We start from the raw sequence: 13,893 nt of genomic DNA, 5'->3' as shown, positions 1-13,893 counted from the left end.
TTTTTAAAAGCTTTACTTCATATTAATTGTTTTACCGTTTATTTCATATTTAACCTCGTTAGTGTTCTGTATTATGTCCAAAATTTCTTTGAGGCTTAGCGTTTTTCTAAAAACACCATTGAAAGTCAATTCCTCCGTAGCTTTCTCGTGAAAAACTACATCAACATCGTACCAACGCGCAAGTACCTGCATAATGTCTTCCAAAGACCTATTTTTAAAACTGAACAGTCCGTTTTTCCAGGATACCTCGTTATAAACATCTACTTTGGAAATGCCTATTTTTTTAGAATCCCGATCCATGGTAGATTGGTGTCCAGGGCTAAGATTTTTAGATTCACTTCCATTTTCAACAATGACCTTACCTTCCACCAATGTTGTAGAGACGTTTTTATCCTCGTTATATGCTTTTATGTTGAATTCCGTACCCAACACTTCTACTCGCTGCCCTGCCGTATGTACCACAAAATGGGAACCGTTATGCTCAGTACTCGGGGATACGTCAAAATAGGCTTCCCCATATACCAGTTCCACTTCACGAGTTTTATTGGCCACAAATGCCACGGGATACCTCAACCGTGTTTCGGAATTGACCCACACTTTGGTCCCGTCGGCAAGAACCAATACAAACTGTCCTCCCCGTGGTATGGTAAGAATATTTTTTACAATAATTTTTTCAGCTGATTCCTGACCATCGGCATACACCAATTGTTCCCCATTACTAGAGGCTTTATCCGTTTCAACACTTTCTCCTTTCTCCAGAACAATTTCCGAACCATCGTCCAAGGTAAGCGTTGCCTTATCGGTACCGATCTTAATGGAATCCTTTTGGATCACTACTGCCTCCATTGGAGGATTTACCTGGATATTTTCTTTATTCCCAAACCAGAGAGTGCCTGCAGTAATTAGAAGGACGATTGCTGCTGCATATTTATAAATAGAATGCCGTTTTTGCTTTTTATTGATTTTGGATGAAACCCCAGACCAGCCTTTCTTGATGTCTACAAGATCAATTCCTTTTTGATAGTTATTCTCAACCTTATGGAAATAGCTACGGTGATCTTTGGATTCCTTGTACCAAGAATCGAAAATATGCCCCTCCTCTTCGGTTAAGGTATTGTTGATTTTCTTTATAATAAGTCTGAAATCCATTGGGATTTTGTTTGTCTATATTAATAAGACAATCAAATTCCTAAAATGGGTGACAAAAAAATGTAGAAATAGAAAAATAATGGATAATAAATAAGAAAATAATATTTGAAAGGAGGTTTTATTGTACTATTGAAAATAGAACTGCAATATAGATCACTAGTTTTCCCAACTTCAATTTGGCTCTTCTAAGTTGGGTCTTTACCGTATTTACGGAAACATCCAGTTCATCTGCTATTTCGTTAAAACGATAGTTATCCACAAAGCGTAGCTTGGCGATGTTGCGCATCTTTAAAGGAAAATTGTCTATCACCTTTAAAACTTGTTCATAGAGCAGATGCTTTTCGTCTTCTGGAAACCAGTCAGGACTGTAACCTACATCTATATTAGTTTCCGCCTCCGTAATTTTTGAAACATGAGTGATCTTTATAGCTTTTAAAATATTAAAGCATCTATTGCGCACCATGGCGTACAAGTAGGACTTCAGGTTGGTTTCAATGTCAATTTTGTTGGATTTTTCCCAAAGACAAACAAATACTTCCTGTACCACATCTTCACTAGAATCTTTGTCAAATAGATAACCATTGGCATAAACGACCAATTCATGGTACAAGCCATCGAATAGTCTTCTAAACACAAAATGGTTCTTCTTTTGTATTTCCGCTAAGATTACTTTTGAGTCCAAAATGATCTATTAATATTGCTACAGAAATGAATTTAATACCAAACAACTCTTGAGAAACGGACAATTAAATGCAATTATACCCACTTCCAATAGTTCCTATTATATGAAAACTATCACCGATTTAACAATTAAGAGATGATATGTTTTCTTTAGTATTACAACAAGTTTATAAAAAAATATTAATGGGAGTATCCTGTACTGTGCTGCAAGCTTGTGTTGCAGGTTATACAGACCGATGCACTTTTTTTATAATCACCATAACTTCCAGGATACTATTTCCAAACTAGGCATCCCTTAAATACAGAAGCCATGAACCGACCAGATCAGGTCCATTCATGGCTTTATACCCTAAGCATTAGTCAGGAACAAAATTGATTCAATAACTACCTTACCCCCTTAACCCTAAAGGAATATGTCCCGGAACCTATTTCAAGAATGGTTTCTTCTCCATTGGATTCCAAAATTTTAATGGAGGACACCTTGGATATTGCTTTGTTTCCTTCCTTAATATTGGATATTTCCGCTGTAGGAATATGAACTTTGGCGGCAGTGTTCACAGGGATTTCGATATTCATCTGTACTTCCCTCCCTTTCCAATTCCAGGCCGAAGATATGTTGCCGTTAATACTTTTATAGCTCCCATTTATATAATCCATCTCCTTACTAATGGCAGGTTTTATAATGATATTGCGATAGCCCGCATCTTCGGTATCTATACCTACGGCATGTTGAAACATCCATTCTGCCACCGAGCCAAAAGCATAGTGGCTAAAGGAATTCATCTTGGCATTCAGGTCCGAGTTCTCTGCATCATCTTTGGTATAACTGTTCCATCGCTCCCATATAGATGTACTTCCGTTTTCTACGGAATATCCCCAACTGGGGTATTCGGTCTGTTGGAAAATCTTATAAGAGATATCGTCATAGCCATATTTGGACAAGGCCAACATTACATGTTTTGTCCCCAAAAATCCAGTTGAAAATTTAAAGCCGTTTTTCTCTATTTTTTCCGCTAGCCTAGCAGCGCCTTTTTCTGCCAAATCGTTGGGGTACAAATCGAAATATAGGGCCAGGGCATAACTGGTTTGGGTATCCTCTGTAGTGCGACCGTTATCTAAAATATACTTTTGGGCAAAGGCCTTTTTAATGTTTTCAAAAAGGTTGGCGTACTTTGCAGCATCTTCCGTTTTTCCCAATGCTTCTGCCATTTCAGCCATTAGTTTTGCATCATACCCATAAAAAGAAGCTCCTACAAAATCGTGGCTGGTCTCTTCGTTGACAGCAAGCCAATCCCCCCAATTGTTTCCTCCGCCAGGCCTTAGATAATCCGTGCTGGCATCTTCCTGAAACTGCATGAATTTTTCCATTCCCTTGTACATGTATTCCACAATACGGGTATCATTATAGACCTTGTACATATTATAGGGTATTATAACGCCGGCATCCATCCAAGCAGGGGCATATTGATTTGGCCTAGAGTATGGAAATGGCGCAAAGTTGGGATAGGCCCCATACCATCGTTGGGCGTCATCCAAATCGACCAAAAACTTGGTCATAAAGGCAGCGACATCGGAATTATAGGTGGCAGAACGCATGTAGATCTCGGCATCTCCCGTCCATCCCAAACGCTCATCCCGTTGTGGACAATCTGTAGGTATTTCAAAAAAATTGGCACTTTGGGTGGTTTTGATATTCTTGAAAAGTGTATTGTTCATGGCATTTGAAGAACCGAAGGTACCGGCATCGGTTTCTATGGAACTTAATACGTGTCCTGTAATGGTCTCCAGTGTAGGTTTTCCTGGAAAACCTGTGACTTCAACATATTGAAACCCATGATAGGTGAATTTTGGCTTCCATGTTTCCAAGCCTTCCCCTTTTAAAATATAGGTGTCCGTTGCCCGTGCTTTTCGTAGGTTTTCTGTCTGTATCTGGCCATCGTTCTTTAAGATTTCCCCGAACCGGAGTTGGACTTTCGTGCCTTTAGGTCCCTGTACTTTAAGTTCGGCAATACCGGCAATGTTCTTTCCAAGATTAAAGACATAGGTTCCCGGACTAGGCTCTGTCATTGCTATGGGCTTCAGTATCTCCGTATTCTTGACCTGGGTTCCCGGATAGGCTTGCAGTTTTCCATTGGGATAAGTGTAGACTTTAGGCTTTTTCCATTGGCTATCGTCATAATTGGGAGCGTCCCAACCTACATTTTCCAAGCGGGCATCATAGGTCTCGCCCATAATGATATCCGCCTCACGGATAGCGCCTTCGTTGGATTTCCACGTTTGGTCCGAAGCAATGGTCTCCATGCTTCCATCTTCGTATTCAATTTGTATTTGCCCCATAAAGGACGGATTTACCCCATAGAACTCACGCACCTTATCCAAACGTACCAATAGGGCATACCCAATATAGCCGGCATACCAACCATCGGCAATGACTGCCCCTATGACGTTCTCCCCTTCCCTTAAGTTATTGGTAATGTCGAAAGTCTGGTAGTATAACCGTTTGTCATAGTCTGTCCATCCCGGTAAAAAATTAGCCTCCCCTACCTTGTTGCCGTTCAAGCTCAGTTCATAAAGACCCAAGGCCGTTGTATAGGCCGTTGCCTTTTTTATTTTCTTGTTCAAGCTAAAGGATTTGCGCAGGTAGCGGGCAGGTGGAAGGTACAGACTATCGTATTTATCGGCCTTATTATATCCTACATCATGACCTATAAAGAGTCCTTGCCAATTGGCAAATTTCAAAAGCCCCATGGACCAATAGGCGGGTGTACTCCAGGTGGATACCATATCCGATTCGTCCCAAACACGCACTTTCCAATAATATTTGGTGCCGGACACCAACGGAATCCCCTCATATACGATTTGATTGGTCTGGTTGGAAACCACCTTTCCGCTATCCCAAATATCAGCTTGATCTTGCGAAAGTTTTTCCATGGAGGAAGCCACTGTAATTTGATAGGCCGTTTGTGCCCTATTTCTACCTTCCCCTTTTAAAATCCAACTAAATCGAGGCTGAAGTACATCGAGGCCTTCAGGGTTTTGGTGATACTCTACCCTAGGTTCAAGTATGGCAAGGGATTTTGAATCCTTATTTTGGCCATAGGAACTGCCAACTGTTAAGAGGGTAATAAAAAGGAGCGCAAGTCTGTTCTTCATCGATTATTTACCTTAAGAATTATAAAAATTAAAATATGGTCTTAAACTACAATATTAACACCCATTGGAATTAAACCCATCCTGTACTGTGCTGTTTTAACTTCCCCCTATAACCTTGGTGCCGTGATCCATAATCAATAGCAGCACGGTACAGGATAGATAGACCTTTTTCAAATCCTATTTTTACGAAAAATAGGATTTATTGACTTTGTGTTAACCCAATTAAAGAAATGAAAAACGTACTACCATTATTGATTGCACTGTTGTACCTACAATTTGGCTTTGGACAATTGCCCCCTGTATTTGGAGAGGAATATAACGACAAGGTGCAACATTCGGAAATGATCAAAACCTATTTAACGCCCCAAAGGATTGTTTGGCAGTCAGATGACTCCAATGAATCCATGCAAAATGTCGAAAGCCTCTTGAAAAAGGGAAACGGGCAGGTGGCCGTGAACGAGGAAAACCTATTTAGATTGATAAGCACAGCGGATAAAAAACCTGCCATACTATTGGATTATGGCAAGCAGATCCATGGAGGAATAAAAATTTCCGCGGGCATACGTGCAGATAAAACACCGGTAAGGTTGCGATTGCGATTTGGCGAATCGGTCGGGGAAGCAATGTCCGACATTGGGGGAAAACAAAATGCGACCAACGAGCATTCCCTGCGCGATTTTATTATTGAAGTGCCTTGGTTGGGAAGCGTGGAAGTGGGTGAAACCGGGTTTCGGTTTTTGCGCGTAGATGTGGTGGACGCCGGGATAGACCTTCCCATAAAATCTATAGAGGCCGCCTTTGTGTACAGGGATATACCCTATTTGGGCAGTTTTGAAAGTAATGATGAGCGTTTGAACGAAATCTGGATTACAGGGGCCTATACCGTACAACTCAATATGCAGAATTTCCTATGGGACGGCATAAAGCGCGACCGCTTGGTTTGGGTGGGCGATATGCATCCGGAAGTAATGACGATCAATACCGTTTTCGGAAACCATGAAATCGTCAACAAAAGTTTGGACCTGGCCCGTGACCAACATCCACTACCCCAATGGATGAACGGCATTAGCTCCTACTCCATGTGGTGGCTGCTTATCCACAAGAACATCTATGATTACCATGGGGACCTTGCCTATCTAAAGGAACAGGAAACCTATATGATCGGTTTATTGGATCAATTGAGCACATTCATTGACAAGGACAACAAAGAGATTTTAAACGGACATCGGTTCTTGGATTGGCCGACCAGCGAAAAACCCGAAGCCATACATGCAGGACTTCAGGCCATGATGGTAATGACCTTTGAGGCCGGTTCCGAGATGATGGCAAATTTGGGCAAGAACGACCTGAAATTGAAATACGAAAAGGTGGCCAAACAACTTAAAAAACATAGACCAAAGGATATTACCACCAAACAGGCCGCTTCGTTGATGGCATTGGCCAACCTTCATGATGCCGAAAAGGTCAATAAGGAGATATTGACCAAAGATGGTGTACAGCGCATGTCCACTTTTTATGGGTATTATATTTTGGAAGCCATGGCCAAGGCCAAGGATTATAATGGAGCACTACGAGTAATTCGAGATTATTGGGGCGGAATGTTAGATTTGGGCGCCACCACTTTTTGGGAAGATTTCGATGTCCTGGATGTTGCCAATAGTGGCAGAATAGATGAATTGATACCTGCCAACAATTTTGATATCCATGGCGACTTCGGAGAATACTGCTATGTTGGTTACCGCCATAGCCTATGTCATGGTTGGGCCAGTGGACCTACCTCTTGGCTGAGTCAACACGTTTTGGGCATAAACGTTTTGGAAGGGGGCGAAAAGATTAAAATTGAACCACACCTCGGAGATCTGGAGTGGGCAAAAGGCAGTTTCCCTACAAAATACGGAGTGTTAAAAGTAAGCCACAAGAAGAATGCGGATGGCACTATAAAAACAGAAATAGACGCCCCGGAAGGGCTTACAGTAATTAACTAGGTCCAGATTTGGGAAGTATTTCAAAATTGTCTTCCAAGCTTATGATCTGGTTAGTCTTCTTCCGAATTGAAGATGACATGGCCGTACCCTGAGCGTAGCCGAAGGGTTAGACAAGCAAAGAAACCGAAGGTTCATGAATACCTTATAATAACAAGCACAAATCAATGAACTAAATCGAAGATTCACAAAAAGCGAAACAACGATTTAAAATTAAATTCAAAGCTTATATTTTGGGCGTTCCCTCCTAGGTCGGGCGGGCCCTTGGCTATATCCCTTGCGCTGCTGCGGGGATGCCGCCGCGGTCCCTAACGCGGAACATATTATTCACTGAGATGCTGGGCAGATCTTCGTCTGTTGTGAAGATATCATGGCCGCACCCTGAGTCTACCTGCGGTAGGTAAACCCGCAATGACGACACCACGGGCTCCTTCCCTTCAGATAAGCCTGTCCCGCGTTTTCCGCGGGAGGACAATGTGGCTTCGCCACAAGCGAAGACAGAGGGTTCTGAAATCCCAAGCTTTGGCGAAATAGACAGAAGACGGAGAATAAGTAAACCTCAGGGCTTCTAACTCCCCTTTCTTTCACGCCAAATGGCGCAAAATTCATTCCCCTCTTCGTTCCAAGAGGGGAGCCGTTAGTTTTAGCATACAAAAGGAGTTCTTTCCCAATAGTTCATGATTCCGTCAATCTGCGGCAGGCTCGACCGGACAAGGCAGTCACTTCGACATGAGCCCTTTTTCGGGCGATTGAGAAGTCACACATTTTTGGTCAGAGCCACTTGTGTGATTTAGCTCATGACAATTCTATTTTAGGGGTATAGGTAGATCTTCTATATCGGTTTCATCGGACAATTAAGAAATGGATAAATCCGAAAAAATTTGTTTGGATCGAAATTGCCATGAACCATCTAACTCACAATTCTTGTTCTGTTCATTTTTTGCATCGCCCAAAAAACGACCAGGGCTGAATAACCAAGGTACGGTGTACCTTGGTTAAGAGGAGCCAGCTATAGCAGAGGCTAGGCTGATTTTTCTTTTATTGAAATCTACGGACTTTCCACAGCCACAGCGCCCAGGCCGCTTTCACTAGGGTGAAATGCTCTATGGACGCCTTCCCTCGCCCGGTGTGAAAACTCCTTGATTTACTACTAAAATAAAAATAGGCCATTTCTTTGTTCCATCAACATTTATAGTGTAGATAAATCATTGTTCGCTATTAGATACCCTTCAACTTTGTCCTAAAAGTTAATTGCTAAGCAGATATTCTTCCCCAGTGGAGATATATGGCCGATCCCTGAGCCTGCCTATCGGAAGACAGGCTGCCTTGTCGGTAGAGAGGCTCAACCGGACAAGGCAGTCACTTCGACATGAGCCCTTTTTCGGGCGATTGAGAAGTCACACATATGTGGTCAGAGCAGCTTGTGTGATTTAGCTCATGACAATTCTATTTTAGGGGTATAGGTAGATCTTCTATATCGGTTTCATCGGACAATTAAGAAATGGATAAATCCGAAAAAATTTGTTTGGATCGAAATTGCCATGAACCATCTAACTCACAATTCTTGTTCTGTTCATTTTTTGCATCGCCCAAAAAACGACCAGGGCCGATAAACGAAGGTACAGTGTACCTTGGTTTGGAGGAGCCAGCCGTAGCCAAGGCCACCTTGTTGCACACAACTACTGCCCGGTGTGAAAACTCCTTGATTTATTACTAAAATAAAAATAGGCCAATTCTTTGTTCCATCAACATTTATAGTGTAGATAAATCATTGTTCGCTATTGGATACCCTTCAATTTTGTCCTAGAAGTCAATTGTCAGGCAGATCTTCTTCCGTAGTGGAGATGACATGGCCGTTAAGAATTATTGAAGCCTTGGAAATAATTTAGGCCATGGCATCGGTCTATAAAATCCCGAGATTTTAGGGACCACCTAGTGAAGAAGGGTCTTTTCTTTTGTTTCGTTTTATTCATTGCCTTTCTAATTTATAATAAGGTATTCATGAACCTCCTGCGTCGGTTTCATTGGATAGCAAAGAAATCGAAGATTCACGAAATCCCATAAAAAACAATAACAACCAATTGAGTAAAATGAAAGAACTTGATGATATTCACGTACCTCTTTCGTCGATTTAATTGAACATAAACATTGTTCATTGTAAGTAACAAATTGCCGCGCTTCGCCCACCTGACGGCCGGGCAGGCCTGTCTGACGAAAGGCAGGCTCAATCTCCGCAAGGACTTTCAACTTTCAACTTTTAAACATTGAACATAAACCTATTAATCCCCATACCCGGATACATCCGTTAGTGTTTCCATAAAGGCAATGATATCCTCAATTTCCTGCTGGGACAGATTCAATGGCGCATCGGACAAGGTTTGGTTTTCCACCTCCAAGCCCATTCCTGCGCCTCCGCCCAGGTTGTAGAACGCCAGAACCTCTTCCAGGGTATCAAACAAACCGTTGTGCATATAAGGTGCTGTCAAGGCTATATTTCTGACGGTAACCGTTTTGAACGAATTTTTAAGAAAAGGATGATTGTCCATTTTTAGACCATTGCCCATGCGTCCCAAATCAGTATCCAACTTGGGGGCAATGGAATCAAAACCCTGGGTAATGCCCAACACCTCCGATTCCGATTCCAGATAAAACGGAGGAACGGCACCATTGAAGACCGGGGCAAAATGACAACTTCCGCAGGCCGCTTTTCCCATAAACAAATTAAATCCCCGCTTGGCATTCTCGGGATACTCCTTGGTTTCGTTTCGCACATATTTATCGAACGGACTATTGAAGGATTTTAAAGAGTTTACATAGGCCGCAATGGCATTGCTAATGGAACGCTGATTGATATCCTCTTTGGCAATACCTCCATAAGCCTCTTTAAACAATTGGTTATAACGGTCACTTTTATTGAGTTTATTAACAATCGCATCAAAATCGGTATTGAACTCCAGATCGTTATCTATGACATGTACCACTTGTTTTTCAAGATCCAAGGCGCGCATGTCCCAAAAATAACGTGCGGAATAGCCCGCATCCATCAAGGTTGGGGCATTCCTATCGGTAAAAACCCCTTTTTGATTGGAGACACTTTTGGGCAAACCATCCGAAAAACCCTTGTTAGGGTTATGGCAGCTGGCACAGGACATGACATTGTCCTTGGAAAGCTGGGGATCCCCGAACAACAGTTTCCCCAAGGCTATGGTCTTGGGATTGTCCAAAGGCAGATAAACCAGTTCCGAATAAAAATCCGTGTTGAGAAAATCTATGTCGAATATATTCCTGGCCTTATAGTTTTGGGCGTGCTTTTTATAGGGCTCTAGGGCAATCTTGTTTGCATTTTGAAATTCCAACAAGGCCGCATACAAGGGGTTTACAACCTCCTTTAAAAAGGCCAACCTATCAAAATCGTTAAAATGGATATTGGCTTTTAATATGTTCCTGCCCTTGGTAAAGTGTTTTTTAATGGTCTCGAATTGGGTCTTGGCTTCTGGGGCCATCCCCGATTCAAAATATAGAAATGTAGTTTCCATACTTTGCCAGCTCTCGGCACTTTCCTTCAACCCATTTACAGACCCTGGGGTATCATAACCTGTTAGTCCCAAGGTAAAGATCCTGACAATACCGGAGCGGATACATTCAATAATTTGGCTCGACTTTAAATGAACCGGTAAATGTATATTCGCTATAAAATCTACCCGCTCTTTGAGTCCGTTGGCCAATAATTGTATGTGCTGCAAATTTTCAATCGAGGCCTCTTCATAAACAGCTTCATCCAATGCCTGTAAGCCACCAGGTGGAATCACTTTTTCGGCTTCAAAATACTCGCTTACCTTGGGCAAAGGGGCACCATTGATATAAGTACCATTGTAGTAAGTTTGGTAATAATCAAAAATAAACTCGATCTCCTTATAAGCCAACCTGGTTTTTTCAACCTGCTCTTTCAGCCTCTCCCATTCGTTAACAGAACTTGCCTTATTGGCTAGGGCGGCCAATGAATCGACTTCATTTTGAAACTTGATAAAATTGGCCATATATAAAGCCGCGACTTTCTCCGGAACAATATCCTTTGGATACGGAATGACCATTTGCCTCCCGGACAACATCAGCAGGCAAATAAAAAAAGATCCCAATAAAATGCTTGTCTTCCTCATTTTCAACAACCGCTTTTTACCATTTTATAGGCTTTTTAATACCGCTACCCTTGCTTAAGGCTTACAATGGAAAGGTCATTTTAAATATAACCCTTTTGGCCCAACTATTCTATGGTAATCGACTCGGTATACGCCTTTTTGCTTGTAATGACTTCAATTACATAAATGCCTTTTGGCAGCTTGCCCACATTGATGGTTTTCTTTCTGGTTTTCTTCACCAATTTCCCTATGTTATTAAAGAATTTGACTTTTTTAAGCTTGTCATCCTTATCCACCGTAAGCTTTACCACATCCTTGTCGGCATCATAGACTAGACCATCGCTTTTATGTCCAGAAGCAGTGCCATCCGACTTCAACGACACCCCTGATTTGTTGATGGTAAAGTAATCCTCAATGTCATCATTTTCCCTGATAAACTTCACGGTCAGGTTCTGTCCTCCCCTACCGTCATCTTCCACTTCCATAACACAGGAGCCCAGTTGGTTCAAGGACACGGACATGGCCTGGTGGTTTAGGTCGCCCCCAGATATTTTTCCGGCAGAGCCCGTAGTGATATAAACGGCACCCTCCGCAGCGGCACTGGCTTTTTGGTAGGCCCCGTTGCTATCCACTTTTCCGTCCCCAAAGCCATTGGATCCAACGGTATGGCCACCCTTCGTAATTTCAGCCGGGTTAAAAGTGTTGGCAAACCCATAATGTCCGTTCAAGAAGTAGGAGCGCTCATAAGAATGGCTATGCCCGTTTAAGATAAGGTCCACTCCGTTAGCCTCCATCATGGGCATAAAGTTTTCCCGCATTTCAATAAGTCGATCTTCGGTATCGGAGTCATGGGACCCTTTGGTGTATACCGGATGATGAAAAAGGGTCACTATCCAATCTTGTTTGGTGTTCTGTATATCGGCCAAGGTCCAGTTGTACATGGCGCCCCCAACTTCGCGACTCGTATGATGGGAATCCAATATGATAAAGTGGATGTTGGCATAATCAAAGGAATAATAGGCCTCCGTCCCCGAGGCAGTACCGCCGGCCTGGGCAGCCGTTGGGAAGGTAAATATATCATAGTAAGGACCGGATTGTGTAGCCGAATCGGCCGACTTCCCATCGTGGTTTCCCAAGCAGGACCATGCCACTGATTTTTTCAACATATCGTCATAAATGTCGAACAGGGCATTTTGATATTGCTCATCCGTACCACTGCCATAGGCGTTATCCCCTAAGAACAACATCATATCGGTCTTACCGGTATTTTTGGGAGCAGCGTCCACATAATCGTAATAGGCATCCCGTACATTTCGTTGGTTGTTATTGGCCGTACCCGCATCACCCAGAATCCATGCCCGTACAAATTGTTTGGTACCTGCTTTAGGGGCCGTTATAATGTACATATCGCCAGAAGTACTTTCGGACAACACTCCTGCTTTATTACCTATATTGAAATAATATTTGGTGTTGGGGCTTAGACCGGAAAGCCTAACCTCATGTTCCGTGGTCAAGGCAGTGTTAGATGCTTTCTTGGATAACGATTTTAATGATTTTCCGTAATGCACCACGGATTGGGTTGCTATATCCGTTCTCCATTTTACCACTACAGAGGTTGGGGTGCCGCTCTGTAAATAAGGTCCCCTTACTACACTTACCGCTGAGGAATGCTGTGGAAGACCTACAGCGTTGGTTACCGCAACAGCACTTACATTGGGAAGATCTACATGGGAGGTTTGGGCAATTGAAACCACCGAACATAGGGCGGCTAGCAAAAAGGTACTTTTTTTGATCATGATTTTTGGTTGTTAATGGAGCTTTCCAAGCTTTTTATTTGTTCTTTTAATTGTATTACGGGACTCATATTCCTAAACTTGGTATCCAATTGCTCAATGGCAACCGAAGCCAATTTTAAGGATATAAAGGCCTCATGTGGTCTCTTTATTTCCGTTAAATACTTCGCTTTTTTATAATACCAGAATTCGTTTCTGTTGTATTCCAGGATAAAATAATTGTACTGTTCCAAGGCTCTTTCGGTTTGACCGGACTCCTTTAAGTAGTCCAATTTTTTAAGTTGAAGCGATATGGTGTGCGGGCCAAGTTGGTCCAGGCCATATTCCAGCGCCTCCAAAGCCCCTTTATAGTTTTTGTTGTTTTCGGCAAGTATGATGTTGCAGTATTCCAATACATCCTCGGGCCGAATGTCCTTCATATGATGGATAACATAACGGTACCCCTCCAAGGATTTTTTATAGGATTGCAGCTGGAACAGTATTTGGGCCTGCAGTTTTTTTGCGCTTAGGTCCTTGCTATCCAATTCCAAATAGGAGGCTATACTTTGCAGGGCCTCCTGGTAGGCTTCGGTGATATAGTTCACCTCGGCAATTTGATAATGTAGTTCTTTGGTTGTATTTCCCAAGGATTGGGATTTATAGTAATCTTCCAAAGCACTGTCGTATTCCATATGTTGTTGGTACAAGAGTCCTCTTTCAAAGTACAGTGCAGAATTGTTGGGATCTTCGGATATGGCCACCGTTTTTTCCGCTATCCGCATGCTTAAATCCCCATGGGCAAACATGGACATGGACAAGGAAAAAAACAGCACCACTAGTAGCGTTCTTTTCATCATGTACTGTAGATACCCCTTCGTATTAAAAGTCATTGCCAATGGTTAATATAATTTCCTTTTTTCTGAACTTCCTCCATACCATAAAATTTAAAAGAGAGACAACGCTATGGAGGTACATTTTCAACCTATGTGGCCCCCACTTTCGTTTAAGTTCTCATTTTAA

General features: G+C 42.4%; 7 protein-coding genes. 1 reads left to right on the top strand and 6 read right to left on the bottom strand.

The features are described 5' to 3' along the window. Positions 1–12 precede the first annotated feature (12 nt). The 3 genes from KO529_RS04985 to KO529_RS04975 all read right to left on the bottom strand — a co-directional run bounded on the left by KO529_RS04985 (position 13) and on the right by KO529_RS04975 (position 4,983). Positions 13–1,149, bottom strand: coding sequence for a FecR family protein (locus KO529_RS04985; protein ID WP_215946796.1), 1,137 nt, complete (start codon positions 1,147–1,149; stop codon positions 13–15). Between the two features lie 118 nt (positions 1,150–1,267). Further along, complete coding sequence (locus KO529_RS04980; protein WP_215946795.1) at positions 1,268–1,831, bottom strand: RNA polymerase sigma factor; 564 nt, start codon at positions 1,829–1,831, stop codon at positions 1,268–1,270. A gap of 383 nt (positions 1,832–2,214) precedes the next feature. Beyond that, positions 2,215–4,983, bottom strand: coding sequence for an alpha-L-rhamnosidase (locus tag KO529_RS04975; protein WP_215946794.1), 2,769 nt, complete (start codon positions 4,981–4,983; stop codon positions 2,215–2,217). A gap of 230 nt (positions 4,984–5,213) precedes the next feature. Between KO529_RS04975 and KO529_RS04970 the strand changes: the two genes are divergently transcribed. Continuing rightward, a complete protein-coding gene (locus tag KO529_RS04970; protein ID WP_215946793.1) occupies positions 5,214–6,968 on the top strand; it encodes an alpha-L-rhamnosidase C-terminal domain-containing protein in 1,755 nt (584 codons plus the stop codon). 2,276 nt (positions 6,969–9,244) lie between these two features. Here the strand turns inward: KO529_RS04970 and KO529_RS04965 are convergent. The 3 genes from KO529_RS04965 to KO529_RS04955 form a co-directional block, all read right to left on the bottom strand. Next, positions 9,245–11,122: a cytochrome-c peroxidase gene (locus KO529_RS04965; RefSeq protein WP_215946792.1), complete on the bottom strand. Its 1,878-nt coding sequence runs from the start codon at positions 11,120–11,122 to the stop codon at positions 9,245–9,247. Between the two features lie 104 nt (positions 11,123–11,226). Further along, positions 11,227–12,897, bottom strand: coding sequence for a metallophosphoesterase (locus KO529_RS04960; RefSeq protein WP_215946791.1), 1,671 nt, complete (start codon positions 12,895–12,897; stop codon positions 11,227–11,229). Beyond that, a complete protein-coding gene (locus tag KO529_RS04955) occupies positions 12,894–13,763 on the bottom strand; it encodes a tetratricopeptide repeat protein (protein WP_215946790.1) in 870 nt (289 codons plus the stop codon). Before KO529_RS04955 ends, KO529_RS04960 begins: the two co-directional genes overlap by 4 nt. Between the last annotated feature and the right edge of the window lie 130 nt (positions 13,764–13,893).

Source organism: Arenibacter algicola (genome assembly GCF_018860365.1).
In the GTDB taxonomy this organism is placed as follows: domain Bacteria; phylum Bacteroidota; class Bacteroidia; order Flavobacteriales; family Flavobacteriaceae; genus Arenibacter; species Arenibacter algicola_B.
This window is presented reverse-complemented; position numbering and strand designations above follow the sequence as displayed.